This window comes from Streptomyces sp. NPDC007025, assembly GCF_042869455.1.
Lineage (GTDB): Bacteria > Actinomycetota > Actinomycetes > Streptomycetales > Streptomycetaceae > Streptomyces.
On record NZ_JBIAFT010000009.1, the window covers coordinates 206,605 to 231,167 of the forward strand.

Annotated in this window: 22 protein-coding genes; 3 read left to right on the top strand and 19 right to left on the bottom strand. The window is 73.8% G+C overall.

All coding sequences use genetic code 11. From position 1 onward, the window contains the following. Positions 1 to 122: 122 nt before the first annotated feature. The 6 genes from cobT to ACFYMO_RS19340 form a co-directional block, all read right to left on the bottom strand. Complete coding sequence (cobT, locus tag ACFYMO_RS19315; protein WP_388547614.1) at positions 123 to 4,583, bottom strand: nicotinate-nucleotide--dimethylbenzimidazole phosphoribosyltransferase; 4,461 nt, start codon at positions 4,581 to 4,583, stop codon at positions 123 to 125. A gap of 255 nt (positions 4,584 to 4,838) precedes the next feature. After that, positions 4,839 to 6,080 (bottom strand): precorrin-6y C5,15-methyltransferase (decarboxylating) subunit CbiE, encoded by a 1,242-nt coding sequence (gene cbiE / locus ACFYMO_RS19320; RefSeq protein ID WP_366772033.1) that lies wholly within the window; start codon positions 6,078 to 6,080, stop codon positions 4,839 to 4,841. A gap of 135 nt (positions 6,081 to 6,215) precedes the next feature. Next, positions 6,216 to 6,890 carry a GNAT family N-acetyltransferase gene (locus tag ACFYMO_RS19325; protein WP_366772034.1) on the bottom strand — a complete coding sequence of 225 codons (675 nt, stop codon included), beginning with the start codon at positions 6,888 to 6,890 and terminating at the stop codon, positions 6,216 to 6,218. Positions 6,891 to 7,030: 140 nt separating this feature from the next. Then, complete coding sequence (locus ACFYMO_RS19330; protein ID WP_388547618.1) at positions 7,031 to 8,560, bottom strand: MetQ/NlpA family ABC transporter substrate-binding protein; 1,530 nt, start codon at positions 8,558 to 8,560, stop codon at positions 7,031 to 7,033. Beyond that, entirely contained in the window at positions 8,557 to 9,678 is a 1,122-nt protein-coding gene (locus tag ACFYMO_RS19335) for an ATP-binding cassette domain-containing protein (protein ID WP_366772035.1), read from the bottom strand. Before ACFYMO_RS19335 ends, ACFYMO_RS19330 begins: the two co-directional genes overlap by 4 nt. A gap of 466 nt (positions 9,679 to 10,144) precedes the next feature. Next, entirely contained in the window at positions 10,145 to 10,798 is a 654-nt protein-coding gene (locus ACFYMO_RS19340; RefSeq protein WP_388547622.1) for an HAD-IA family hydrolase, read from the bottom strand. Between the two features lie 70 nt (positions 10,799 to 10,868). Between ACFYMO_RS19340 and ACFYMO_RS19345 the strand changes: the two genes are divergently transcribed. Then, complete coding sequence (locus tag ACFYMO_RS19345; RefSeq protein ID WP_366772037.1) at positions 10,869 to 11,240, top strand: hypothetical protein; 372 nt, start codon at positions 10,869 to 10,871, stop codon at positions 11,238 to 11,240. Continuing rightward, positions 11,233 to 11,709 carry a hypothetical protein gene (locus ACFYMO_RS19350; RefSeq protein ID WP_366772038.1) on the top strand — a complete coding sequence of 159 codons (477 nt, stop codon included), beginning with the start codon at positions 11,233 to 11,235 and terminating at the stop codon, positions 11,707 to 11,709. The genes ACFYMO_RS19345 and ACFYMO_RS19350 overlap by 8 nt, the downstream gene beginning before the upstream one ends. Here the strand turns inward: ACFYMO_RS19350 and ACFYMO_RS19355 are convergent. From ACFYMO_RS19355 to ACFYMO_RS19365, 3 genes are all read right to left on the bottom strand, one after another. Next, positions 11,706 to 12,200, bottom strand: a complete 495-nt coding sequence (locus ACFYMO_RS19355; RefSeq protein ID WP_388547626.1) for a GNAT family N-acetyltransferase — start codon at positions 12,198 to 12,200, stop codon at positions 11,706 to 11,708. The genes ACFYMO_RS19350 and ACFYMO_RS19355 overlap by 4 nt on opposite strands. Next, complete coding sequence (locus ACFYMO_RS19360) at positions 12,191 to 12,874, bottom strand: sigma-70 family RNA polymerase sigma factor (protein ID WP_366772040.1); 684 nt, start codon at positions 12,872 to 12,874, stop codon at positions 12,191 to 12,193. The genes ACFYMO_RS19355 and ACFYMO_RS19360 overlap by 10 nt, the downstream gene beginning before the upstream one ends. A 136-nt stretch (positions 12,875 to 13,010) precedes the next feature. Next, entirely contained in the window at positions 13,011 to 14,183 is a 1,173-nt protein-coding gene (locus tag ACFYMO_RS19365; protein WP_366772041.1) for a glycerophosphodiester phosphodiesterase, read from the bottom strand. A 286-nt stretch (positions 14,184 to 14,469) separates the two neighbouring features. On the opposite strand from ACFYMO_RS19365, the gene ACFYMO_RS19370 reads away from it, so the two are divergent. Next, on the top strand, positions 14,470 to 15,147 hold the full coding sequence (locus ACFYMO_RS19370; RefSeq protein WP_026005231.1) for a 1-acyl-sn-glycerol-3-phosphate acyltransferase: 678 nt from the start codon (positions 14,470 to 14,472) through the stop codon (positions 15,145 to 15,147). 108 nt (positions 15,148 to 15,255) lie between these two features. On the opposite strand, the gene ACFYMO_RS19375 is transcribed toward ACFYMO_RS19370, so the two are convergent. The 10 genes from ACFYMO_RS19375 to ACFYMO_RS19420 form a co-directional block, all read right to left on the bottom strand. Continuing rightward, complete coding sequence (locus ACFYMO_RS19375; protein ID WP_388547630.1) at positions 15,256 to 16,800, bottom strand: MFS transporter; 1,545 nt, start codon at positions 16,798 to 16,800, stop codon at positions 15,256 to 15,258. Further along, positions 16,797 to 17,348: a helix-turn-helix domain-containing protein gene (locus tag ACFYMO_RS19380; RefSeq protein WP_366772044.1), complete on the bottom strand. Its 552-nt coding sequence runs from the start codon at positions 17,346 to 17,348 to the stop codon at positions 16,797 to 16,799. The genes ACFYMO_RS19375 and ACFYMO_RS19380 overlap by 4 nt, the downstream gene beginning before the upstream one ends. A gap of 147 nt (positions 17,349 to 17,495) precedes the next feature. Then, positions 17,496 to 18,581 (bottom strand): alpha/beta fold hydrolase, encoded by a 1,086-nt coding sequence (locus tag ACFYMO_RS19385; protein ID WP_019360053.1) that lies wholly within the window; start codon positions 18,579 to 18,581, stop codon positions 17,496 to 17,498. 111 nt (positions 18,582 to 18,692) lie between these two features. After that, positions 18,693 to 19,661, bottom strand: coding sequence for an aldo/keto reductase (locus tag ACFYMO_RS19390; protein ID WP_027760481.1), 969 nt, complete (start codon positions 19,659 to 19,661; stop codon positions 18,693 to 18,695). A 197-nt stretch (positions 19,662 to 19,858) separates the two neighbouring features. After that, positions 19,859 to 21,304 carry an argininosuccinate lyase gene (gene argH, locus ACFYMO_RS19395; protein ID WP_019360055.1) on the bottom strand — a complete coding sequence of 482 codons (1,446 nt, stop codon included), beginning with the start codon at positions 21,302 to 21,304 and terminating at the stop codon, positions 19,859 to 19,861. Positions 21,305 to 21,390: 86 nt separating this feature from the next. Next, entirely contained in the window at positions 21,391 to 22,587 is a 1,197-nt protein-coding gene (locus ACFYMO_RS19400; RefSeq protein WP_019360056.1) for an argininosuccinate synthase, read from the bottom strand. Between the two features lie 232 nt (positions 22,588 to 22,819). Then, a complete protein-coding gene (locus ACFYMO_RS19405) occupies positions 22,820 to 23,200 on the bottom strand; it encodes a hypothetical protein (protein ID WP_366774753.1) in 381 nt (126 codons plus the stop codon). Between the two features lie 143 nt (positions 23,201 to 23,343). Further along, positions 23,344 to 23,538: a hypothetical protein gene (locus ACFYMO_RS19410; protein ID WP_366774752.1), complete on the bottom strand. Its 195-nt coding sequence runs from the start codon at positions 23,536 to 23,538 to the stop codon at positions 23,344 to 23,346. Beyond that, positions 23,535 to 23,930, bottom strand: coding sequence for a hypothetical protein (locus ACFYMO_RS19415; protein WP_366774751.1), 396 nt, complete (start codon positions 23,928 to 23,930; stop codon positions 23,535 to 23,537). The genes ACFYMO_RS19410 and ACFYMO_RS19415 overlap by 4 nt, the downstream gene beginning before the upstream one ends. Before the next feature lie 301 nt (positions 23,931 to 24,231). Then, a complete protein-coding gene (locus tag ACFYMO_RS19420) occupies positions 24,232 to 24,510 on the bottom strand; it encodes a hypothetical protein (RefSeq protein ID WP_388547637.1) in 279 nt (92 codons plus the stop codon). Between the last annotated feature and the right edge of the window lie 53 nt (positions 24,511 to 24,563).

Sequence of the window (24,563 nt, forward strand, 5' to 3'; positions counted from 1 at the left end):
GGGCGGCGCTGTCTCGCAGGTCACGGGGTGGGTCGGGCACCCCCGCGCTCCTGGCGGGGTGCCGACCCGCGCCGGACGGGCCGCTTCGGCGTGCACCGGAGCGGCCCGTGGCGCGGGGCCGTTCAGCTCTTCTCGGTGACGCCGGCCGCGTCGAACGTGGCGACCTCGTGCATCGCGCGGGCCGCGCTCTGCACCATGGGCAGGGCCAGCAGCGCGCCCGTTCCCTCGCCGAGCCGCAGGTCGAGGTCGAGCAGCGGGCGCAGCCCCAGCTTGGTGAGCGCGGCGACATGGCCGGGCTCGGCGCTGCGGTGCCCGGCGATGCACGCGGCGAGCGCCTCGGGGGCCACGGCTCGCGCCACCAGCGCGGCGGCCCCCGCGCTGACACCGTCGAGGATGACCGGGGTGCGCAGCGAGGCACCGCCGAGGATCAGCCCGACCATCGCGGCGTGCTCCAGTCCGCCGAACGCCGAGAGCATCCCGAGGGGGTCGGCCGGGTCGGGCTGGTGCAGTTCCAGCGCACGGCGCACGACCTCGACCTTGCGGGCGTGCGTCTCGTCGTTGATGCCCGTACCGCGCCCGGTGACCTCGGCGGGGTCCGCGCCGGTGCAGGCGGCGATCAGCGCCGCGGAGGCGGTCGTGTTCGCGATGCCCATCTCGCCGGTGAGCAGTGCCTTGTTGCCGGCCGCGACCAGATCGCGGGCGGTCTCGATGCCCACCTCCAGGGCCCGCTCGACCTCTTCCTGGGTCAGCGCGGGGCCGGCGGTCATGTCCGCCGTCCCGGCCCGTACCTTGCGCGGCAGCAGACCGGGGGTGGTGGGCAGTTCGGCGGCGACGCCGACGTCCACGACGCACACCTCGGCACCCACCTGATTGGCGAACGCGTTGCAGACGGCGCCGCCGCCCAGGAAGTTGGCCACCATCTGCGCGGTGACCTCCTGGGGCCAGGGGGTCACGCCCTGCTGGTGCACCCCGTGGTCCCCCGCGAAGACCGCGACGGCGGCCGGTTCGGGCACCGGGGGCGGGCACTTGCGGGAGAGGCCGCACAGCTGGGCCGAGATGATCTCCAGCATGCCGAGCGCCCCGGACGGCTTCGTCATCCGCTTCTGCCGCTCCCACGCCTCGCCGAGGGCCTTGGCGTCCAGCGGGCGGATGGTGCTGAGCGTCTCGGCCAGCATGCCGGTGGGCTCGGCGCCGGGCAGCGCGCGGCGCCCGTAGGACTCCTCGTGGACCACCCACGACAGCGGGCGCCGCTTGGACCAGCCGGCCTGCATCAGCTCCGGCTCGCCCGGGAACTCGTCGACGTAGCCCACGCACAGGTAGGCGACGACCTCCAGATGTTCGGGCAGTTCCAGCGCGCGGACCATCTCGCGCTCGTCGAAGAAGCTGACCCAGCCCACGCCCAGGCCCTCGGCCCGCGCGGCGAGCCACAGGTTCTCCACGGCCAGCGCCGAGGAGTAGGGGGCCATCTGCGGTTGCGTGTGCCGCCCCAGCGTGTGCCGCCCGCCGCGCGTCGGGTCCGCGGTGACGACGATGTTGACGGGGGTGTCGAGGATCGCCTCGATCTTCATCTGCTTGAACTGCTTCGCCCGGGCCTTGGGCAGCGACTTGGCGTACGCCTGGCGCTGGCGCTCGGCCAGCTCGTGCATGGCGCGCCGGGTCTCCTCGGAGCGGATGACCACGAAGTCCCAGGGCTGCGAGTGCCCCACGCTGGGCGCGGTGTGCGCCGCCTCCAGAACGCGGAGCAGCACCTCGTGCGGGATCGGGTCGGGGCGGAAGCCGTTGCGGATGTCGCGCCGCTCGCGCATCAGCCGGTGCACGGCCTCCCGCTCGGCCTCGGCGAACCCGGGTGCCGGCTCGCCCGCGGGGACGGCGGATGCGGGCTGGTCCTGCGCGGCCCCGCCCTCGGGAGCCCCGCCGTCGGTGGCCTCGTTCACGAGGCCTTCGTTCTCGGGGCCTTCGTCCTCGGCGGACTGATCGACCGTGCGTTCACCGTCGGCGGCCGGGTCGACGGTGGCGGCGTCGGAGGCCGGTTGCCCTGCGGGCTCCGGCGCGCCGCTGGGCTCGGGGGCGGTGCCCTCGTCCGCGGCGAGTGCCCCCTCCGGCGTTCCGGCGGGCGCCTCGGGCTGGGCTTCGGGGGCGGCTGCGGCTTCGGGCACGGGTCCGGCCGGAGCGGTCTCGGGAACCGGGGCCGCCGCATGCGTGGCCTCGGCAGCGGCAGCGGCTTCCTCGGACGGCACGGGGCCGGACGCGGCACCGGATTCCACGGCCTCGGCGGACGGGCTGTCGGCGGCCTGCGCCGCGACGGACGGATCGTCGGCGGGCACGGCGGCGCTGTCGGCGGGGGCCGGGGACGCGGTACCGGGCCCGGTCGGCGAGGTGCCGGGGGCGTACTGCTCGGCGGCGGCCGGGTCGGACGCGGGGGTGCCGGCCGCGGGCACCGGCTCCGCGGCGGGCTCTCCGCCGGAGGCGTCGGCGTCCCCGGCGAGCGGCTCGGGCGCGGCGGACGGAGCGGGCTCCGCGGCGGGCTCCGCGGCGGGCTCCGCGGCAGCGGCGGAATCGTCCGCCACTGCGTCCGGGACCTCGGCGGTGGGCCCGGCCGGGCTCTGCGGCGCCTCTCCCTCGGCTGCGGCCTCCGGCGCCGCCGCGGCCGGTACCGCGCCGGCGCCGTGCGCTGCGGCCTCGGCAGCCGGTGCGGGGACGGCAGCCGGTGCGGGGACGGCGGCTTCGGAGGCCGCGGTGGCGTTCTCGGCGGGGCCGGGGTGCGCGTCCGCCGGCGTCCCGGGAGCAGCGGCTTCGGGGACTGGCATGGGCTCGGGCTCCTTAACGGGCTGCGCCTCGGACGCGGTGGTGCCCGGGGAGTCTGGTGCTGTTGCCTGCTCGGGGATCACGGGGCTGTCCGGCCGGGGGCCGGCGGGCTGCTCCGGGTCCTGGTTTATCGGAGGAGCGGTCGAGGGCGGAACGGCCGCCTCCTGCTGCGGCAGCGGTTCGCCGCCCTGCGCGGGAACGGTGGGCGCCTCACCGGGCTGCGCCTCCCGGCGCGGTCCGGGCACGGTGTCGTTGACGGGGCCGTTCTGTCCGGGCGCCTCTCCTTCCGGTTCCGGGGAGACCGTGGCAGCGGCAGCCGGATCGCTTTCGGCGGGCGCTTCGCGGGGCTGGGCGGGAGGCTGCTCCGTGTCATCCGCCGGCCCTTCCGGCGGTGCGGGAGCCGCGGCGGCGTCGGCCGGGGTCGGCGCCGCGGGGGCGTCGGCAGCGGCCTCGTCGGCGGGGACGCCGGCCTCGGCAGGGACGGGCTGCGGGGCCCGGCCGTCCTGCTGGGGCGGGAGCTGGCCCAACTGCGGTCCTGGCAGCGGTTCCTCGGCGGAGAGTGCGGGCTGGTCGGGCTGCGGCGCCGGGTCCTGCGCGGCGGCGGCCGGGGCGGCCTGCGCGGCGGTCTCCGGTACGGGCTGCCCGGCAGCGGGCTGCTGGGCCGCTGACTGCTGGGGCTCCGGTGGGGCCTGCGCTCCGGGGTGCTCGGCGGCCGGTGCGGGCGGAGCGGACTGCGGGGCGGCGGACTGGTCGGGCGCCGCCGGAGCGGCGCTCTGCGGGTCCATGACAGCAGGTGCTGTCCCCGGGAGGTCGCCGGACTGCTGTCCGGCCGGAGCGGCGCCCGCCACCTCCGCGGGCTGCGACTCCGCGGCCTGCGCCTCCTGTGCTGCGGCGGAGGGCACGGAGTCCTGCTGAGCGGGCGTCGCGGGCTGCGACTCGGCAGCGGGACGGCTCTCCCCGGCGGCGGACGGCTGCGGCGCGCCCTGCACCGGCGCGGCCTGCGGGGCCGAGGCGGCGGGCCGCGCGGCGGCGCGTTCGGAGAGCGGGCGCACGGTGCCGGACTGCTCGGGCACCGGCGGCCCGAGGTGCAGCGGGCGGCGCGGGCCGGAGCCGGAAGTGCTCTGCGTCGCGGGGGGCGCGGGCTGCGGCTGCTGGGGGGCGCGGACCGCGGTCATGTCGTACGCGCCGGAGTCCCGGCCGTCGACCTCGTGCGCTCCCTGGGCCGGGCCCGCCGCCTCGATCTGTTCCGCGGCCGGGACGGGCTGGGCCGCGGCCTGGGCCTCCTGTTGGTGCGCGGTGTCCTGCTGCCCGTATCCGTGCTGCGGCGCGTACGCGTCGGCGCCGGTCGCGGCGTGCGATGCCGGGGCGCCGTCCGGTCCGTACTCCGCTCCGGAGGGGAACCCGCCGTCCTGCGGCAGGGGGGCGGCGTCCTGCTGCGGCTGCCCGTACGGGCCGTACCCGTATCCGCCCTCCTGCTGGGGATGCGCTGCCGGCTGCCCGGGAGCGGGCAGCGGCTGCTCGTTCCAGGCGCTCTGCGCGGAGGGCATCAGCAGCAGGTCCTCTTCCTCCTGGATCTCCTGGGTCTCGTGGTTCGCATGAGGTTCGTGGTGAACGTGCGCGGCGTGAGCGGAGTGCGCCTGGGCCGCGTCCTGGACGTCGCCGCTGCCGTCGGCGAAGGAGTAGCCGCCGGAGTCCGGGATGTCCGGCTGTCCCTCCGGCTGCTGCCCGCCTGCGTTCTCCGGCAGCCCCTCGCCCGGGATCTGACCGGTGTCAGTCATGCGTTCCCCTCGCCCATCGCTAGTGCTCCTTCCAACCGGCGGACGGACCGCCGCGCCCCGCAGATGAAGAACGAGCACGCACTCTGTGCGGCACGTGCCTCCGGCTACACCATTCGGACAACGGCGGACGAAGCGTCAACCCCGAACGGTGGCACAACAGTCCATCAGCCTACCCGGCACGGGGAACCCCGCCCGCCAGGGGTGGGAGAGAAAGCGCACTTCGTCGCGGTTCGTCACGCACCACGTCACAGAAGTTCAGTTCCGCACAGCGGACAGCAGGAAGACGACGGAGCGTTCGGTCTCCGTCCACCCGGCGGTCTCCAGCCGCACCGACTGGAGCAGGGCGCACTCGACGGCGTATCCCCGCTCCCCGAGGGCCCGTCCGGCCGCCTCGGCCTCGTCCCGGGTGGTGGCGTGCGTGACGATGCGGGCGGGGCGGCGGTCCGCGACGGCGGTGACGGTGGCCGTGCCCCCGGCGCCGATCCGCACCACGTCGGGCTCGGGCAAGTCCTCCAGGATGTGCGGCGCGACGCCGTGCACGATCTCCAACTGGACGCCGAAGCGCCGCGCGGCCGCGTAGCCGCGACCGCAGGCGTCGGCGTCGCTGTCGACGGCGATGACCGCGGCCCCGAACCGCGCGGCCTCCACGGCGAACGCGCCGCTGCCCGCGCCGATGTCCCAGACGAGGTCCCCCGTGCGGGGCCCCAGCCAGGCCAGTTGGGCGGCGCGCAACTGCTCCGACTCGCCCGCCGGGCCGCCGCCGCTCCCCTCCGCCTGCTCTCCGGCGTACTCGGCCGTCGGCAGAGCCCAGCCGCGGACCGCGGGCGGGTAGCCGACCTCGTGACCCGCGAGCCATCCGGTGCCCTGGGTGGTGCCGCTGTCGGCGCCCGCCCCGCTGCCGCCGACGACGATCACCACGTTCGGGTCGCGCCAGGTGTGGTCGGCGACCTTGTCCGAGGTGAGGACGGTGACCTGCTCGCGCTCGGTGCCCAGAGCCTCGCAGATGACGAAGGTGCGGTGGACCCCGTTCAGCAGCAGGGCGAGTTCGGCGGGCCCGGCGCCGGGCGAGGTGAGCACGGCGACCTTGTTGTGCGCGCGGCAGACGTTGACCGCGCGGCGCAGCGTACGGCTGGTGGCGACCACGAGCTGGGCGTCGTCCCAGGGCATCCCGGCGCGGGCGAAGGCCGCGGCGACCGCGGAGACGGCGGGCACGACCTCGACCTCCAGGCCGTGCTCGGGGGCGCGCAGGGTGCGCACGACGCCGAAGAAGCCGGGGTCGCCGTCGGCCAGGACGACGGCCGTGCCGCGGTGGCGTGCGATGCGCCGCGCCGCGAGGGAGGTGCTGCCGAGCCGGATGCGCTCGGCGCGCGGCGGAACCTCGGGCAGGGCGAGATGGTGCGCCGCTCCGGCCACGAGGGTGGCCGCCGCGAGTGCCGAGCGGGCGGCGTCGGTCAGCGGCGAACCGTCCCACCCGATCACGGTGACGCGGTCGGCCATGGTGGGCTTCTCCTGGCTGGTCTGGGCACATCGCAGGTCGGGCCCACAGAGCGTACCCCCTGTCGCGGCGGGGCAGCGCCCACGCACCCCGCCGCGTCCGGCGCTCCGCGCCCCCGGGCCCAGCGGGGCCGTGTGTCAGTGCCGCCGGGGCCAGCCGGGGTGGGGCGCGTAGCCGCCGGTTCCGGCGAACTGGTCGAAGCTGCCGTCCAGGTCCTCGGGCAGCAGGCTCCAGACGATGAGGTCGGTGCGGATCTCCGCCCAGCCGCCCTGGGCCCCGGTCCGCGAGGCCCCGAAGTTCTCGGTGCGGGTGCGGGCTATCCAGGCGTTGCGCAGCACTCCCTCGCTGATGCAGCCCAGCTTCTGGGCCACCTGCTGGGCGGCGGTGTTGTCGGCCGCCGTGCGCAGCTCCAGGCGTTCGAACTTCTGGTCCTGGAAGAGCCAGTGGGCGACGGCGGCCAGCGACTCGGAGGCGTACCCCTCGCCGCGGGCCCAGGAGGCGGTGGCGTAGAGCGCGTGGGCGGAGAGCACGCGCCAGTCCGCGCCGTGCAACTCGACCAGACCCACGAGCCGCTGGGTGAGCAGTTCGGTCACGGCGAAGACGATGCCGTCGCCGGAGGTGCGTCGGGCGGGGGCGCCGCGGGTGACGAAGTCCCGGGCCCGGTCCCCGTCATAGGGCACGGGTGACGCCAGCCAGGCGGTGATCTGGTCGTCGGCCATCATCGCGGTCAGCGCGGGGACGTCCGCTTCCTCGAACGGGCGCAGCACGAGCCGGTCCGTGCTGATCGAGATGTCCGGGAAGGTCGAGGTCATGCGCCGCTCCTACACGTCGGGGTGCACAGCATGCAGCATCGGCACCGGGATGCGCAGCGCCGGGCCCGCCCCGACAGGCGGACCCGGCGCTGATCAGAGACTTGTCGACACGGGGACTTTCCCCGGTTCAGGCCGTGGGGTCACGATCCCACAGGCCCGAAGACCGGTTCGATCGCCCCCTGGTACTTGTCCTCGATGAACTTCTTCACCCGGGGGGAGTTCAGCAGCTCGGCGAGCTTCCGGATCCGCGGGTCGTCCTGCTTCCCGTCCTTGACCGCGAGGAAGTTGGCGTACGGGTTGCCCTCGGCCTTCTCCGCCACCAGCGCGTCCGAGGCCGGGTTGAGCCCGGCGTCGACGGCGTAGTTGCCGTTGACGACGGCGGCGTCCACGTCGTCGAGAGCGCGGGGGACCGCCGCGGCCTCCAGCTCCTTGAACTTCAGGCCCTTGGCGTCGGCGATGTCGCCGAGGGTGGCCTCGGGCCCCGCGCCGGGCTTCAGCCCGATGAGCCCGTGCTCGTCCAGCAGGTGCAGGGCGCGGCCCTCGTTGGTGCTGTCGTTGGGGACGGCCACGGTGTCCCCGGACCCGATGCCCCCGAGGCTCTTCTCCTTCCTGGAATAGAGGCCCAGCGGCTCCAGCTCGACGTTGACGACCGGCCTGATGTGGGTGTGCTGCTTCTCGTTGAAGTCGTCGAGGTAGGGCTTGTGCTGGAAGAAGTTGGCGTCGACCTCGCCGCTCTCGGTGGCGGTGTTGGGCACCACGTAGTCGTTGAACCTGCGGATGTCGAGCTTCAGCCCCTCCTTCTCGGCGAGGTGCTTCTCGACATACTCCAGGATCTCGGCGTGCGGGGTGGGCGAGGCGGCGATCCGGAGGGTCTGCTCGTCCTCACCGCCCCGGCCGGTGCCGTAGCCGATCAGGGCCAGCGGGACGACGACGGCCGCCGCCACCGCTGCGGTACGGCCGCGCCCCAGCCTGGCGAGCCGCCGCCCGGCGCCCCCGTCGGCGCCGCCTCCGCCGCCGCGAGCCGTCAGCAGCCGCACGACGGCGTCACCGACGAGCTGCACGGCGGTGACGACGACGATCAGCGCGACGACCGTGGCGACCATGACGCCGGTCTCGAAGCGCTGGTACCCGTACTGCACGGCCACCGAGCCGAGTCCGCCGCCGCCGACGGTGCCCGCCATCGCCGAGTACCCGATCAGCACGATCACGGTGGTGGTCAGTCCGGCCACCAGGGACGGCAGCGCCTGCGGGAGCAGCGCCTTGAAGACGACGGTGGGGGTGCCGCCGCCCATCGCCTGCACCGTCTCGACCAGGCCCCGGTCGACCTCCCGGACGGCGGTCTCCACCAGCCGCGCGAAGAACGGGATCGCGCCGATGGCGAGCGGCACCACGGCGGCCGTGGAGCCGACCGACTCGCCCACGACGAAACGGGTGAAGGGGATCAGCGCGATCAGCAGGATGATGAACGGCAGCGATCTGCCCACGTTCACCAGCGCGCCGAGCACGCGGTTCACGGGCGTGTTCCGCAGCATGCCGCCCTTGTCGGTGAGGACGAGCAGCAGCCCCAGGGGCAGGCCGCCGACCAGCGCGACGAGTGCGGAGCAGCCGACCATGTAGAGCGTGTCCCAGAAGCCCTGGAACAGCAGCGGCTGCATCTGTGACCAGCTCATTCGGCACCTCCCCCGGCGCGTGCGGCGGGCTGCCCGGCCGGGGCGGCCACCGCTTCCGTGCTCCGGTCGCCGGACGCCGCACCGGCGTCGTCCCCGGTGCCGCCGGCGACCGCGGCGACGTCGACGGTCAGGCCCTGCTCGCGCAGGAATCCGATCGGCACCACGTTCTCCTCGAATCCGCCGGGCAGCTCGATCCGCATCCGGCCCACCTGCTTGCCTGCGACGGTGTCCATGGCGGCGCCCAGGATGGAGATGTCGATGTTGTAGGTCCGCGACAGCTTGGAGATCACCGGCTCGGTCGCCGTCTCGCCGTGGAAGGTGACGTCGACGACCGTGCGGCCGGGCGCCGAGGGCTCCCCGCCGACCGGGAAGAGCTCACCGGCCAGTTCGGAGCCGGGCGTGGCCAGCAGCTCGGCGACGGTGCCGGACTCGGTGACGCGCCCGTTCCGCATCAGCGCGGCCGAGTCGCAGACCGCCTTGACGACGTCCATCTCGTGTGTGATCAGCAGCACCGTGAGGCCGAGCTGCTCCTTCAGGTCGCGCAGCAGCCGGAGGACGGAGCGGGTGGTCTCCGGGTCGAGCGCGGAGGTCGCCTCGTCGGAGAGCAGCACCTTGGGGTCGCCCGCGAGGGCGCGCGCGATGCCGACCCGCTGCTTCTGGCCGCCGGAGAGCTGGCCGGGGTAGGACCCGGCCCGGTCGGCGAGTCCGACCAGGTCGAGCAGCTCGTGCGCCTTGCGGGTGCGCTGCTGTCCGGAGTGGCCGAGGATCTCCAGCGGCAGTTCGACGTTGCCGAGCACGGTGCGCGAGGACAGCAGGTTGAAGTGCTGGAAGACCATGCCGATCCGGGCGCGGGCGGCGCGGAGCTCCTTGCCCGCGCGGTTGCCGCCGCCGGAGCGGGCGGCCAGGGCCGTGAGGTCCTGGCCGTCGACGGTGACGGTGCCGGAGGTGGGGCGTTCGAGCAGGTTGACGCAGCGGATGAGCGAGGACTTCCCGGCGCCGCTGCGGCCGACGACGCCGAACACCTCGCCTTCTTCGACGTGGAGGTCGACGCCGTCCAGCGCGGTGACCTCGCGGTCCCGCGTGCGGTAGACCTTTGTGAGGTCCGTTGTGGTGATCACAGAATCGTCCGTGGTGTCGGTGGGATGAGCGCTTGCGGTGCCGTCCGGGCAGGCGTGCGGCAGCGGTACGGGCAGAGCGGATCCACAGCTGCGTCGCACAGGGCGCGGGCGGTGTGCTCCCCGGCCTCCGGCCCGGCGGGCGGGGAGGGCGGGAGCGGCTCTGCCCGCGGTGCTCGGCACGCGGGCTCGTGACTCGCTTCGGGGCGCGAGTCGCCTCGGTCAGCTCAGGCGGGGGCCCTCAGCGGGCACACATTCGCCCGGTGGGCGACAGCCAGGCGCGCACAGGCATACAACGAGCACCGGGCGCCATCGTCGCCTCGGTCGCCAGGGTGCGGCAGCTCGTCGTGTTCATGGGGCAAAGTAAATCAGACCGGGCCGGCCGCACGGCGCACTCTGTCCGCATCGCGGACGGCCGGATGGACGCCGCTGGACATCGCTGGACACCGCACCGCCGTCCCGGCCGCGTTCAGTCCTCCGCGACGACCGTCACACCCGAGGCTGTGACCTGGGCCGTCACCGAACCGAGGTGCTCGACGACGACGTCGGCGCGCAACGCGTCGCGGGGGTGCGTTGTGGCCAACCCCACGGTGCCCATGCCCGCCCTGCGGCCCGCCTCCAGTCCGGCGGGCGCGTCCTCGAAGACCACGCACCGCGCGGGGTCGGCGCCCAGCCTCCGCGCCGCCAGCAGGTAGGGCTCCGGGTCGGGCTTGCCGCGGGTGATGTCGTCGGCGGCCACGAGAAGCGGCGCCTTGACACCCACCGCGCGCAGCCGGGCCTCCGCCAGTTCGCGGGTGGCCGAGGTGACCACGGCCCAGCTCCCCTCCGGCAGCGCGGCCAGCAGTCCGGCCGTACCGGGCAGTGCGACGGCGCCCCCGCGCGCCACGTCCTCGACCTCCAGACGGCCGATCCGGGCCACGGCCTCGGGGACCCGCTCGGCGGGCAGCAGGTCGCCCACGATGTCAGCGGCCGGGCGTCCGTGCAGCTCGACAGCGGCGAAGTCCTCCGGGCTGATCCCGTACTCCCGCGCCCAGGCCGTCCAGCAGCGGAGCACCGAGTCCATCGAGGAGAGCAGGGTGCCGTCGTTGTCGAACAGCAAGGTCACGGGGGCTTCGAACTTCATGCCGGGCAGCGTACGCGGGCGTCCGGGGGCGCACGTCGGCGGGCCCGGGCGCCCTTCTAGACTCCTTCGCATGCTCACCCCGCTCACCGTCACGCTCGCCGTGGCCGCGCTCGTGCTGGCCGCGTGGTGCGGCTGGGCGGCGTACCGCGACCAGCCCACCAAGGACTGGCACTTCCTCGGCATGGCCGTGGTGACCCTGCTCGCGCTGGCCCAGCTCGTGGTCGGCATCGTGCAGGCCGCGCGCGGCCACACGGCCGCCGACGGCTCGGTGATCTTCTTCTCCTACCTGGTCGGCGTGGTGGCCTGCGTGCCGGTGGTGGGGCTGCTCTCACTGACGGAGCGCACCAAGTGGGGCTCGCTGACGGTGGTCGCGGGCGCCGTCGTGCTGGCGGTGCTCCAGGTGCGGCTGTACGACATCTGGGGAGGCGGTACCGGTGGCTGAGGACACGAGGGACGAAGCGGCCGGCACCCCGGCGGACGGTACGGCGGATGCCGCGAGCGGGCGCGCGGGGATCAGCAGCGGGCCGGGCAAGCTCCTGGTCACGCTGTACGGGATCTTCACGGTGGGCGCGGCCTCACGCTCGGCCGTCCAGCTCTCCACCCGCTTCCACGAGGCGCCGCTGGCCTATCTGCTCTCGGCGGCCGCCGCGCTGGTGTACGCGTTCATCACGCTGTCCCTGGTGCGCGGCGGCGAGGGGGCCAGGCGGGCCGCGCTCGCCTGCTGCGCGCTGGAGCTGTTCGGCGTGCTGGCGGTGGGCACCTGGACCCTGGTGGAACCGTCCGCGTTCCCGGACGCCACGGTGTGGTCGGACTACGGCATGGGATACCTGTTCATCCCGGTGCTGCTGCCGGTGACGGGGCTGTGGTGGCTGCGGCGCGGCCACCACAGCCCGGCGGCTGCCGGAGCCTAGGCGCTGGCGGCGTACTCGGCGGCGTCCTTGGCGAGCGCCACCAGCGTCACGCGGCGGTCGCGCTCGGTGCCGACCGGGGTGTAGCCCAGCCGCCGGTACAGGCGCAGATTGCCCTCGCTTCGGCTGCCCGTCACCAGGTGGTAGCGCTTGGGTCCGAACGCGTCGGCCAGGTGGGACTCGACGGCGGCGAGCAGCCGCCCGCCCAGGCCGTGCCCCTGGAGACGGGGGTGCACGCACAGCCTGCCGATCCGCGCCGTGCCCTCGGCGTCGACCCTGCCGCGTACGGTGCCCACGACCTCCTCGCCCAGCCGGGCCACCAGCACGCAGCCCGCGGCGAGCTCGGCCTGCAGTTCCTCCAGCGTCTGGACCAGCGGCTCGATGCGGTAGTCGCCGTAGAGTTCCGCCTCGCTCTGGAAGCAGAGGTACTGGAGCTTCAGTATCTGTTCGGCGTCGCCTTCGTCCGCCGCAGAGATGGTCACGCTCATGCCCATGTGCGCATGCCTCCCCAAGTTGTGTGCGCACGGGCGCGGGAGAGTGAGGGTGCCGTGTCCGTGCTGTCTGCCCTGGTGACGCCGGTTGCCTCTCGCACCCTTCCCCTGGGTCCAGGTGGTGGAACCTGTGCCGCGAGCATTCTGCGCAGGCATTCCAGGCAGCGGGAACGCAGCGGCCCCAGCGCGCCCTGTGACATTCCCAACTCACGGGCGATTTGCGGGTATGTGGGGTCTTCCCGGGACAGCAGGGCGCCGAGCACGGCGGGGCAGCGCCCCGGCAGCCGGGCGACGGCCGCGGCCAGTTCGCGGCGGCGCTCGGCGGCCAGCAGCGGTGCCTCGGTGTCGCTGGCCGGATCGGCGGTGCCGTCGGACGCGGTGATCCGCTGCTGCCAGTCCGCGCGGGGCGGCGGCGGTCCGGCGGCCCCCGGCTGCTCGCACGGTCCGCGGGAGCCCCCGCGGGCCTCGGCGCGCACCGCGGCGGCCAGCCAGGCTGCGGGGTCGGCGGGCGGGCCGGACGCGCGCAGCCGCTCCAGCCAGCGCAACCGGACGCCCTGCAGCAGGTCCTCGGCATCGGTGCCGGGCAGCGCCGCGGCCTCGGCGGCGCACTCGGCCCACAGCAGTGCCCGCGGCTCCGGCTCCCGCGAGGCGGGCCGCGGCACGTGGGGTTCGCTCATACGCGGCTGCACGCGCGCCGCCCGTCCGCGGTTGCGGAACGGACGGCGCATCACTCGTGCGAGTGAGATCGGACCGGTCGGCCGCCTGGCTCGGAGGCACGGGCCGACGGGCAGCGTGCGAGGCGGCCCGGAGCGGTCAGCGGCGGTCGCGGAAGTCCGCGGCGGCCAGCAGCGCGGTGTCACAGTTGTCCGAGAAGATGCCGTCGATGCCTGTCTCGAACCAGCGCTTGAAGGCGCCGAACGCGTCGCCGTAGGCGTTCGGGTCGTCCCCCTTGCGGAAGTCGGCGGGCAGGAAGGTGTTCTCGTTGCGCATCGTGTACGGGTGCAGCACCAGCTTCCGGGCGTGCGCGTCGCGCACCAGGGTCGTCTCCTGGCCGAGCGAGCCGTCCTCCTCGCGGGGGATGATCAGGTCGAGGGTGGGGCCGATGCCCTGCGCGAAGCCGGCGATCCACGCCAGCCCTTCGGGCTTCACCAGGTCGGCGACGGTGCGCGGGTCGCCCGCCTCCACGAAGTCCCAGGGGCGCGAGGTGGGGCCGGAGAGCAGTACGACGCGGGGGCAGTCCACCAGCTTGTCCAGCCGCTGGATGCTGCTCGGCTCGAAGGACTGCAGGAAGTTGGGCGCGTGCGACTTGTGCCGCCCGTACCGCCGCAGCAGGGTGACCAGCCGCTTCTCCAGGCCGAGGCCCAGCTTGCGGAAGTAGGTGGGGTGCTTGGTCTCGATGTGCAGCCAGACCGGGCGCCCGCGCCGCCTGCCCTGCTTCTCGGCCCACTCCAGGACCTCGGCGAAGCTGGGCACCTCCCAGCGGCCGTCGTAGAGGGTGTTGCGCTGCCGCTGCTGCGGGATGCGTTCCTTGGCGCGCAGCGTCTTCAGCTCGCGGAGGGTGAAGTCCTCGGTGAACCAGCCGGTGAGCCGCTTCCCGTCGACCGTCTTGGTGGTCCGGCGGGAGGCGAACTCGGGGTGGTCGGAGACGTCGGTGGTGGCGGTGATGTCGTTCTCGTGCCGGCACACCAGGTGGCCGTCCTTGGTGGGGACGAGGTCCTGCTCGATGACGTCGGCGCCCATGTCGAGGGCGAGTTGGTAGGAGCCGAAGGTGTGCTCGGGGCGGTAGCCGCTGGTGCCCCGGTGCCCGATGACGGCCGGGGTCGGCAGCCGCCGGTGGCCGTGTCCGCGCCCGTCGGTGCGAGCCGCCGCGGCGTCCGCGGCCTGCGCCGTACCACCGCCGACCGCGACCGCACCCGTGCCCGCCGCGCCCAGCACCGCCGCGGCGCCGAGCACTGTTCTGCGACCCGGCTGCTGCTCCTGTCCCATGCGCTCTCCTCAGTCCCGGTGGCACCGATGTCCGGCCCTGCCACATGTCGGGCTGATCGTAGGACCGGCCGGGCGGCGGCGGGGAGACGTCCGTGCGAACACGGCCGAAACACCGGCCGGGCAGCGCGCCAGCAGCTGAGCAATACGGACGCAATCCACGTCAATTCCTCGTAACGGTGCAAGAAACCCGGTGTGCCGGGTACCCGGAGCGGCGAGTATCGTCCTCATCTGCGCTTCCGTGCGCATCGACCACGCGCACGGCCACACCGACTGGGCGGAGGGTCCGTTGTCCCGTTTCCGGCTGATCAAGGCAGTGCTCGGCCCGCTCCTGCGCGTGCTGTTCCGGCCGCGGGTCGAAGGGGCCGACCGCATCCCCGGCTCGGGTCCGGTGATCCTGGCCGGCAATCACCTCACGTTCATCGACTCGATGATCCTCCCCCTGGTGACCTCGCGGCAGGTCTTCTTCATCGGCAAGGACGAGTACGTCACCGGCAGGAGCCTCAAGGGGCGGCTGATGGCGTGGTTCTTCACCGGCGTCGGCATGATCCCCGTCGACCGGGACGGCGGACGCGGCGGCGTGGCCGCCCTGATGACCGGCCGCCGGGTGCTGGAGGAGGGGAACGTCTTCGCCATCTACCCCGAGGGCACCCGCTCCCCCGACGGCCGGCTCTACCGCGGCCGTACGGGCATCGCCCGGCTGGCCCTGATGACCGGCGCGCCGGTGGTGCCGTTCGCCATGATCGGCACGGACGAGGTGCAGCCGGGCGGCAACGGCCTCCCCCGGATCGGCGGCGGCCGGATCACCGTGCGGTTCGGCGAGCCGCTGGACTTCTCCCGGTACGAGGGCATGGACCGGGACCGCTATGTGCTCCGCGCGGTGACCGACGAGGTGATGAGCGACGTGATGGACCTGTCGGGCCAGGAGTACGTGGACGTCTACGCCACGAAGGCGAAGGCGGCCTGAGGAAGCGCCCGGGCCGCGGCGCGTCGTCCGCGGTCCGCGGGTCCGTCGGCCCCGGCGCGGGCCGGCTCCGACGGCCGGAGTCCGCGGCGTGCGTGCGGCGGCCGCCGCTCAGCTCTCCTCCAGCCGCTGCCCGCGCAACAGGCGCCAGGCCAGGAACGCGGCGGCGAGCAGGACGACGGCCCCGGCACCGGCCCCGTAGCGCAGTCCCTCGGTGAAGCTGTCGCGGGCGGCGTCCAGCAGTCCGGTCCCCGCGGCGGCGGGCAGCGCGTCCGCGGTCCGCACCGCCTCCCCCAGCGACTGCCGGGCGTGCTCGGCCGCGTCCGGGGAGACACCCGGCGGGGTGCCGAAGGAGCGGTAGACGCCGGTCACCACCGAGCCCAGCAGGGCGATGCCGAGCGCGGCGCCCAGTTCGTAGGCGGTCTCCGAGACCGCTGAGGCCGCGCCCGCCTGCTCCTTGGGAACGGTCGAGAGGATGACGTCCGCGGTCACGGTGAACGCCAGTCCCGCGCCCACCCCCACCACCAGCAGCACACCGCCCAGCAGCGGGTAGCTCGTCGTCGGCTGGAGCCACAGGCAGCCGCCGAGGGCGACGCCCACCGCGGCCAGCCCGCCGGAGACGGCTCCCCGCACGGAGGTACGACGGGCGACCCGGCCCGCGAACAGGCCCGCGACGACGGAGCCGATGGCCGCGGGCAGTTCGGCCAGACCGGCCTGGAGGGGGGAGCGGCCCTGCACCATCTGGAGGAACTGGGAGAGGAAGAAGACCAGCCCCGACAGCCCCAGGATGGTCAGCAGATCGGCGAGGACGGCGCCGCTGAAGCCGCGGTGGGCGAACAGCCGCATGTCCAGCAGCGGCGCGGGCAGCCGCAACTGGCGCCGCACGAACGCGTACAGCGCGCCCGCGCCGACCGCCGCGGCGCCCGCGGCGTCCCAGCGGAAGCCGTAGGCGGCGGTCTCCTTGACGGCGTAGACGAGCGCGATGAGACCCACCATCGACAGTCCGACGCTGGGCAGGTCCCAGGGGCCCGGCGCCGGATTCCTGGACTCCGGCAGCAGCTTGGCACCGACCAGCACCAGTACCCCCATCACCGGCAGGTTGATCAGGAAGACCGAGCCCCACCAGTAGTGCTCCAGCAGGAACCCGCCGACGACGGGACCGACGGCGGTGCCCGCGGCCGTCATCGCGCCCCAGATGCCCACGGCCAGGCTGCGCTCCCGCGGGTCGGGGAAGATGTTGCGGATCAGCGCGAGGGTGGCGGGCATCAGGGTGGCGCCCGCCACGCCCATCAGCGCCCGCCAAAGGATCATCGCCTCGGGGCTGTGCGCGTAGGCGGTGAGCACCGACAGCGCACCGAACGCCACCGACCCGGTCAGCAGCAGCTTCTTGCGGCCGATCCGGTCGCCGAGGCTGCCCATGGAGACCAGCATCGCGGCGATGACGAACGAGTAGACGTCGCCGATCCACAGCAGTTGGGTGCTGGAGGGCCGCAGGTCCTCGCTGAGGAAGGGCGCCGCCAGGCCGAGCACGGTGACGTCGATGCCGACCAGCAACACGGCGAGGACCAGTACGGCCAGCGCCAGCCACCGCAGCCGGGAGGGGCCGGTGTCCGCCGGGGTGCCGCCGGGACCGGCGGTCGTGGTGCTACTGCTCATTCCTCCACGCTCCGCCGTGCGCCGCCGAGCAGCAGCTCCGTGGTCATCCGTACCGAGTCGCGGGCCGCGACCCTGCCGTCCTGGACCGCCCAGGCCGAGGCGGTGATCAGGGCGTAGAGCGCTTCGGTCAGCCAGGCCGGGGACAGCTCGATCCGGAAGGCCCCCTGGCGCTGTCCGCGCTGGAAGAGGGCGCTGATGCGCTCGTCGATCCTGGTCCAGCCGGCGTGCTGCTCGCCGGGCTCGAAGAGCTGGTTCTCGGTGACCAGGAACCCGAGGAAGCCGGCCAGCGGCTCGGTCTCGGCGATGACCCGCCGCACCGCGTCGGCCGCGTCCCCCTCGTCCGTGCGGGCGGCGTCCAGTGCCGCGTCGAGGCGGCGGAGGCCGAGTTGTTCGAGCGCGCGGATGAGTGCCTCCCGCCCGGCGAAGTGCCGGTGCAGCGTCGCGCGGCTGATCCGGGCCGCCTTGGCGATGTCGTCCATGGAGGAGGTCGGCCGCCGGGTCAGGACGTCAGCGGCGGTGCTCAGCAGCTCTTCCCGATCCAGACTCATGAGACAACAGTACTCCATGTGAGACATGGATGTCGCACATGAGGCACGCAAAGCGCCCCGCCGCGGAAGTGCGGCGGGGCGTCGGCCGGGCCCGCGCGGGCCCGGCCGACGCGCGGCCGGCGCGCGGTCAGCGCGCGGTCAGCGCGGTCAGCGCCAGGCGCAGCTCCCCAGGGTGGCGCCCTTCTTCAGAGCTCGCTCGGCGGCCTTCTCCGGCAGCACCCGGGTCTTGCCGCGGCTCCCCTTGCCGGTGCACACCGCGGTGCGGTCCGCGTAGCCGGCGAGGTCCAGCAGGATCTGGTCCCAGTGCCGGTACTGCACGTCGTGGCCGCTGTCGTCGTAGCGGCGGGTGACCGGCTCGGCGGGCAGCGCGTCGGCCCAGCGGGCCTGCGTCGCGGGCGGGACGGTGGTGTCCTTGGCGCCCGTGTAGACGAAGGCCGGCGCCCGGAGTGCGGACAGGTCGGGGCCGGGGCGCTCGCAGTACAGCCGCTGCTCGTGGACCTGCGCCTCGGGGTCGCCCAGCTGGCCGCGCAGATAGTAGGAACGGGCGCCGTCCTCCTCGGCCCGGTCGGTGAACCCGGGGATCTTCCGCACCGGGCTGTCCTCGGGGAAGGCCCACCACGCGCGCGGATCGCGGATCTGCTCGCGGACGGCCGCCGCCAGCTCCGCGTCGCTCTTGCCGCAGTACCCGGGCTTCTCGCCGTAGGGCGGGAGCGCCGCCGCCAGGTGCAGGGAGGAGACGCGCCCGGGCGCGGCCGCGGCGAAGTGCGCCGCGTAGGGGCCGCCCCCGGAGATCGCGACCACGGGCGCCTTGCGGATGCCGAGCTTGTCGAGGACGGCGCGCACGTCGGAGGTGTAGTCCGCGAAGCCCAGCTTCGGGTCGAACTCCGTGTCGCCGAGACCGTTCCGCTCCACGGAGATCATCCGCAGGCCCAGCTTCTGCCGGGTGGTGCGCAGGAACTCCGTCATGCCCGAGGCGCGGGCCGTGGTGCCGGTACCGCCCATGAAGAGCACGGGGGTGCCGTCGCTCTCGCCGGTGTCCGCGTAGTGCACGGTGCGGCCCTCGTGGCGCAGCTGGTGCATCGGCGGGCCGAGCGGGTCGAACCGGTCCTGGACCACGGGCTTGGGCTTCCTGGAGGCTTCGGCCTGCGAGGCTCCGGCGGTGAAGCCGATTCCGCCGGCCACCGCGGCCACGGAGAGGGTGAGCGCCAGCGCGGCTCTCGATGCCTTTTTCATTTCTCGGTCTCCCAGTGTCTCAATGTGCGGAAGACCACCTGCCCCGGAGTCGGTTTAACATGCAACGAAATCCGCAGCTCTGCCGCTCCGCCCCCGGGGTGACCTGCGACGTCACTCCCAGGGCAGCTCGGCGCGGCGCCGCCAGTAGACCTCCGGCTCCTCCACGAGATCGCCCGGCAGGGCGAGTTGGGTCTCGTCCAGGTCGACCGCGGTGGCCAGCAGGTTGGCGTGCAGCGCGCCCACGGTGGCGGCGCCGGAGAGCACGACCCCGGCCCACGGCTGCCGCAGGACGGCGGCCAGCGCGACGGCATCCGGAGTGGCGTCAGCGGCCTCTGCCGCCAGGTGCAGGTCGCGGGGCTCCTGACCCCCTGCCAGCCGGCCGTTGGCCAAGGCCTCCTTGACCAGTACCGTCAGCCCCGCCTCGTGTGCCTCGGCCAGCGCGTCGGCGGCGGAGGTCTCCAGCAGGTTGTAGGTGCTCTGGACGGTACGGAAGAGCGGCTCGCCGTCCACCGTGACCGCCAGTGCCGCGCGGATGGCGTCGGCCTGCGCGGGGCCGCTGGTGCTGAAGCCGACCGTGACGCCCTCGGCGGCCAGTTCGGCAAGCCGCTGATGCAGCGCGGTGTCCGTCAGCGCGGGGCTGTCCGGGGTCACCGAGTGGATCTGGTAGAGGTCGAGCCGGTCCCCCAGCAGTTCCCGGCTCTCCGCGAGCTGCCGTTCGAACGCCGCCAGGGAGTGGTCCTTGACCTCGTGCACCTCGGCGTCCGTACGCCACTCGCCCACATAGGTGTAGCCCCACTTGCTGCCGACGACGACGTCGGCCTCCGGGTGCTCGCGCAGCCAGTCCGCCAGGAACTCCTCGGCACGCCCGTAGGAACGGGCCACGTCGAGGTAGCGCACGCCCTGCGCGTAGGCGGCGTCCAGGAGTTCGTACGTCCGGGCCCGCATCGCCTCGGGGGTGCGCTCCGCGGGCAGGTCCGCCTCCCGGCCGAGCGTGAGGTAGGCGGGACGGCCGACGGCGGCCAGCCCGAGGCCGAGATGGGCCGTCGGTGTGGTGGCAGAGGCGAGACGGGCGAAGGACATCGGCTGCTCCCGGCCGGACGGTGTCGAAGGTGGCGGCTCCGGACGTTCCACCGTACCCGGCATACGCCTCCGGACCCCGCACCCGGTGCGGGGGCCCGGAAGTGTCGCCGAGCGCGCTCCGGCACCGGGCGGACGCGCACACCCGCACGCCGTCCGCGGACCGGGATCCGGAGGGGCGGCGAGCGGCGGTCGGCCGGTCAGCGCTTGGCGTCCGCCCAGGCGCGCTGCCCGTCCAGGTCGGCGCGGAAGTCGGCGAGCTGCGCGGCCACCGCAGAGGGCGCGGTGCCGCCCTTGCCGTCCCGTGCCGCCAGCGCGCCCGGCACGTTCAGCACCTCGCGCACCTGGGGGGTGAGGTGCGGCGAGAGCGCGGCGAACTGCGCGTCGGTCAGCTCGTCCAGCTCGATGCCCGTACGCTCGCACTCCTGCACGCAGGCGCCCGCCACCTCGTGCGCCACCCGGAACGGGACACCCCGCTTGACCAGCCACTCGGCGATGTCCGTGGCCAGCGAGAACCCGGCGGGGGCCAGCTCGGCCATCCGGTCGCCGTGCACCGTCAGGGTCCCCATCATGCCGGTGAACGCGGGCAGCAGCAGCTCCAGTTGGTCGATGGAGTCGAAGACCGGCTCCTTGTCCTCCTGCAGGTCCCGGTTGTAGGCCAGCGGCAGCGCCTTGAGCGTCGCCATCAGCCCGGTCAGATTCCCGATCAGCCGGCCGGACTTGCCGCGCGCCAGCTCGGCGATGTCCGGGTTCTTCTTCTGCGGCATGATCGAGGAACCGGTCGAGAAGGCGTCGTGCAGGGTCACGAAGGAGAACTCCTTCGTGTTCCAGAGGATGACCTCCTCGGCGATCTTGGAGACGTCGACGCCGATCATCGCGGTGACGAACGCGAACTCCGCGACGAAGTCGCGGGAGGCCGTACCGTCGATCGAGTTCGCCGCGCTGCCGCCCTCGAAGCCCAGATCCGCGGCGACGGCCTCCGGGTCGAGGCCGAGCGACGACCCCGCCAGCGCGCCCGAGCCGTAGGGAGAGACCGCGGTGCGGGCGTCCCACTGCCGCAGCCGCTCCGCGTCCCGGGCGAGCGCCTGGGCGTGCGCCAGGACGTGGTGCGCGAAGAGGACGGGCTGGGCGTGCTGGAGGTGGGTGCGGCCCGGCATCGCCACCTCCGGGTGCGCCTCGGCGAGGCCGACGAGCGCACCCTGCAGATCGGCCAGCAGGCCGCCGAGGACCCGGGCGTGGTCCCGCAGGTACATCCGGAAGAGGGTGGCGACCTGGTCGTTGCGGGACCGGCCCGCGCGCAGCTTGCCGCCGAGGTCCTTGCCCAGCCGCTCCAGGAGCCCGCGCTCCAGGGCCGTGTGCACGTCCTCGTCGGCGATCGTGCCCTGGAAGTCGCCGGAGGCGACATCCCGTTCGAGCGCGTCCAGGCCGTCGAGCATCCGGCTCAGCTCGTCGCCGGTGAGCAGCCCGGCCGTGTGCAGGACGCGGGCGTGGGCGCGGGAGCCCGCGATGTCGTACGGCGCCAGGCGCCAGTCGAAATGGACCGATGCGGAGAGCTTTTCGAGGGCCTCCGCCGGGCCGTCCGCGAAGCGCCCGCCCCAGAGGCGGACGTCCCCGTTGTCGGCGCTGTCGCTGTTCTCGCTGCTCACTGGTGGGTGCCTGTCCGTGTGGTGGTGGAGAGTAACCCTGCCCCGCCCTTCCCGACGAACGGAAGGGCGGGGCAGGGCCGACGAGCTTACGCCTGCTGGTCGCGCTTGGCGGCCATCTTGCTGCTGAGGCCGAAGATCTCGATGAACCCCTTCGACATCGACTGGTCGAAGGTGTCCCCGGTGTCGTAGGTGGCCAGGTTGAAGTCGTACAGCGACTGGTCGGACCGGCGGCCGGTCACCACCGCGCGCCCGCCGTGCAGCGTCATCCGGATGTCGCCCGAGACGTGCTGGTTGGCCTCGTCGATGAAGCCGTCCAGGGCCCGCTTGAGCGGGGAGAACCACATGCCGTCGTAGACCAGCTCGGTCCACCGCTGCTCGACCTGCCGCTTGTAGCGGGCCAGCTCGCGCTCGACGGTGACGTTCTCCAGCTCCTGGTGGGCGGTGATCAGCGCGATGCCGCCCGGGGACTCGTAGACCTCGCGGGACTTGATGCCCACCAGCCGGTCCTCGACCATGTCGATCCGGCCGATGCCCTGGGCTCCGGCCCGCTCGTTGAGCTGCTGGACGGCCTGCAGGACGGTGACGGGCTTGCCGTCCAGGGCGACGGGCACGCCCTTCTCGAAGGTGATGACGACCTCGTCGGCCTCCCGCGGGGTGGCGGGGTTGGAGGTGTACTCGTACACGTCCTCGATCGGGGCGTTCCAGATGTCCTCGAGGAAGCCGGTCTCCACCGCGCGGCCGAAGACGTTCTGGTCGATGGAGTAGGGCGACTTCTTGGACGTCGCGATGGGCAGGCCCTTCTCCTCGCAGAAGGCGATGGCCTTGTCCCGGGTCATGGCGTAGTCGCGGACCGGCGCGATGCACTTCAGCTCGGGGGCGAGGGAGGAGATGCCGGCCTCGAACCGCACCTGGTCGTTGCCCTTGCCGGTGCAGCCGTGCGCGACCGTGCCGGCGCCGTGCTTCCGGGCGGCGCTCACCAGGTGCTTGACGATGGTGGGCCGGGAGAGGGCGGAGACCAGCGGGTAGCGGTCCATGTAGAGCGCGTTGGCCTTGATCGCCGGCAGGCAGTAGTCCTCGGCGAACTCGTCCTTGGCGTCGGCGACCTCGGCCTCGACGGCACCGCAGGCCAGCGCGCGCTTGCGGATGACATCCAGGTCCTCGCCGCCCTGGCCGACATCGACGGCGACGGCGACGACCTCGGCACCGGTCTCCTCGGCGATCCAGCCGATGCAGACTGAGGTGTCCAGACCGCCTGAGTAGGCGAGTACGACGCGCTCGGTCACTGGCTTCTCCTTACGTGCATGCGCTGACTGGTATAAGTATGCACTCCACCGTATGTTTCGTCAACGCGTGCCTGACCTGCGACAACGCGCGCGTGACGGAGAACGCAGGCGCCCGGTACCGCCGGACCGGCCTCTCTGCCGCCGGAGGCGCGGGAGGGGCCCCAGCCGCCCGCGACGGGGGACGCACCGGCGACCGGGGCCGCCCCACGCGGCTACCCCATGGGCCGAGCGGCTACCCGATGGCGCGTACCAGGAGCGTCCCCACCGTCCGCGGACCCGGCGGCGCCTCGACGACGCGGACCGTCGGCGCGATGAAACCGTGCTCGCCGTCCTCCTCGGGGAGGCCGGGCACGGGGTGCAGGTAGCAGCCCACGACACGGTCGCACCGTTCCGTGTGCCCATAAGGGTGCAGGATGAAGGCGTGCCGGCCCATGTCGACGGTGCTGCTCGGCGAGCGCAGCCGCCCTCGTTCCGTGCGCAGGCGGCGAGGAACGCCCCGGTCTGGGCGACGATCCGCTCCGCGAACGGGGAGGTCGAACCCGAGGTGGTTCTTGACGATGCGGCTCGGGAGACGGTCGGCCCTGTCCGCGCCGAGGATCGCTCGGCCTGTCATGGCCTCCATGGCGCACGCCAAGGGACCACCCCTTCTGTGGCGTCCGGCGTGCGGTCGCACGCCGGACGCGGTTGGCCTTGCCCCTCGGTGACCGACGCGCGTTGCACTGGACCCCCTGTGCACGACGGTCCACCTGGGTGGGGTCAGGGGGCGTGCAGCAGCCGCGCCCCGGCGTGCTTCTCCCGCCAGTGGAGGTGCAGGACGTCGTGGAGGACGGCCTCCAGCTTCGGCTCCTCCTGGTGCTGGGCGCGGGTGATCTGGGAGCGGTACTGGTCGCAGTAGACGCACGGCACGTGCTCGCGGTCCGCCGAGTCCGGGTCGACGTTGGTCACGGTCATGGCGTGTCGTCCGGTTCGGCGATCTCGACGGGCAGGGCGGCGCTGCGGTCGGGGCATGCGGCGAGGAGGGCCAGGGCGGCCTCCATCTGCTGGCACCAGTTCTGGGGCAGGCTGTCGAGCGGCACGGTGAACAGGGCGAGATCGCTGTGGAGTCGGGCTGCTTGTTGCAGGTCGGCTGCGTAGTGGGTTCCGCTGCCGGCGGGCCAGGTCAGGTTCTGGTGCCGGGCGTGCCAGGCGAGGCGCCGCAGGCAGTCGGCGCGGGCGCCGGGCCCGGCGAGGTTCCATAGGGCGTGGAGGAAGGGCGAGTCCAGGCTGCGACGGCCGTGCCGGTGCAGGTGCTCGCGCAACTGGCGGCGCAGGGACTGGACGGGGCTGTCGGGATTGTCAGGCACGGGGCTTGTCCTTCGGGGAGTCGCATACGCGGCAGCGGATGCGGACGACGCGGCCCTGGTCGTCGGCGCCGGACGTGGGGCTGAGCGGCTTCTTGCACCGCGGGCAGGCGCCGTACCAAGTGCCGCGGCGGGCCGTGGACGTTGCGGGTTCAGTCGGCATGGCGAGCGCCCCCTGGTCGGCAGCGCGGACACGCGCAGGGCGGCCACACCGAGCTGACGGGGCAGCGCCTGCCGCCGCGGAGTGTGCGCTGCCGGGTCCAGGTGCGTCCGCCGTCGCGCGAGACGCGCAGGCGCAGCCGGCTCACCGCCGGGCTCCCACGCGGTGGGGCACCGCGGTGTCGTAGGCGGCCCGCTGGGATGCCTCGGCCTCGGTCAGGTCATCGACCCGGGCCGTCCACTCCGCACCGTGCGGGGTGACGAGCCGGACGTGCTCGGCGTCCAGGACGGTCTGCACCCGGCCCACCCACGCGGGCTCCGGCGGCATCCTCTGCCGAGTGGCCTCGTCCACCACGTAGTCACCGCGCCCATAGCGGGCGGCACCCGCGGTCATCGCACAGCCAGGGATTGGCTTTTGCCGCATACGGCCACTGGCCAACTTCGGGTCCGGCCGCCGTAGGTCATCTGCATCGCGTC

Coding starts and splice junctions, on each gene's coding strand:
- ACFYMO_RS19420 (WP_388547637.1), bottom strand. CDS start 24,510: ATGCGGCAAAAGCCAATCCCTGGCTGTGCGATGACCGCGGGTGCCGCC.
- ACFYMO_RS19345 (WP_366772037.1), top strand. CDS start 10,869: ATGCTCACCCCGCTCACCGTCACGCTCGCCGTGGCCGCGCTCGTGCTG.
- ACFYMO_RS19375 (WP_388547630.1), bottom strand. CDS start 16,800: ATGAGCAGTAGCACCACGACCGCCGGTCCCGGCGGCACCCCGGCGGAC.
- ACFYMO_RS19340 (WP_388547622.1), bottom strand. CDS start 10,798: ATGAAGTTCGAAGCCCCCGTGACCTTGCTGTTCGACAACGACGGCACC.
- ACFYMO_RS19330 (WP_388547618.1), bottom strand. CDS start 8,560: ATGAGCTGGTCACAGATGCAGCCGCTGCTGTTCCAGGGCTTCTGGGAC.
- cobT (WP_388547614.1), bottom strand. CDS start 4,583: ATGACTGACACCGGTCAGATCCCGGGCGAGGGGCTGCCGGAGAACGCA.
- ACFYMO_RS19390 (WP_027760481.1), bottom strand. CDS start 19,661: ATGTCCTTCGCCCGTCTCGCCTCTGCCACCACACCGACGGCCCATCTC.
- ACFYMO_RS19380 (WP_366772044.1), bottom strand. CDS start 17,348: ATGAGTCTGGATCGGGAAGAGCTGCTGAGCACCGCCGCTGACGTCCTG.
- ACFYMO_RS19365 (WP_366772041.1), bottom strand. CDS start 14,183: ATGGGACAGGAGCAGCAGCCGGGTCGCAGAACAGTGCTCGGCGCCGCG.
- ACFYMO_RS19325 (WP_366772034.1), bottom strand. CDS start 6,890: ATGACCTCGACCTTCCCGGACATCTCGATCAGCACGGACCGGCTCGTG.
- ACFYMO_RS19405 (WP_366774753.1), bottom strand. CDS start 23,200: ATGACAGGCCGAGCGATCCTCGGCGCGGACAGGGCCGACCGTCTCCCG.
- ACFYMO_RS19410 (WP_366774752.1), bottom strand. CDS start 23,538: ATGACCGTGACCAACGTCGACCCGGACTCGGCGGACCGCGAGCACGTG.
- ACFYMO_RS19355 (WP_388547626.1), bottom strand. CDS start 12,200: ATGGGCATGAGCGTGACCATCTCTGCGGCGGACGAAGGCGACGCCGAA.
- ACFYMO_RS19360 (WP_366772040.1), bottom strand. CDS start 12,874: ATGAGCGAACCCCACGTGCCGCGGCCCGCCTCGCGGGAGCCGGAGCCG.
- cbiE (WP_366772033.1), bottom strand. CDS start 6,080: ATGGCCGACCGCGTCACCGTGATCGGGTGGGACGGTTCGCCGCTGACC.
- ACFYMO_RS19385 (WP_019360053.1), bottom strand. CDS start 18,581: ATGAAAAAGGCATCGAGAGCCGCGCTGGCGCTCACCCTCTCCGTGGCC.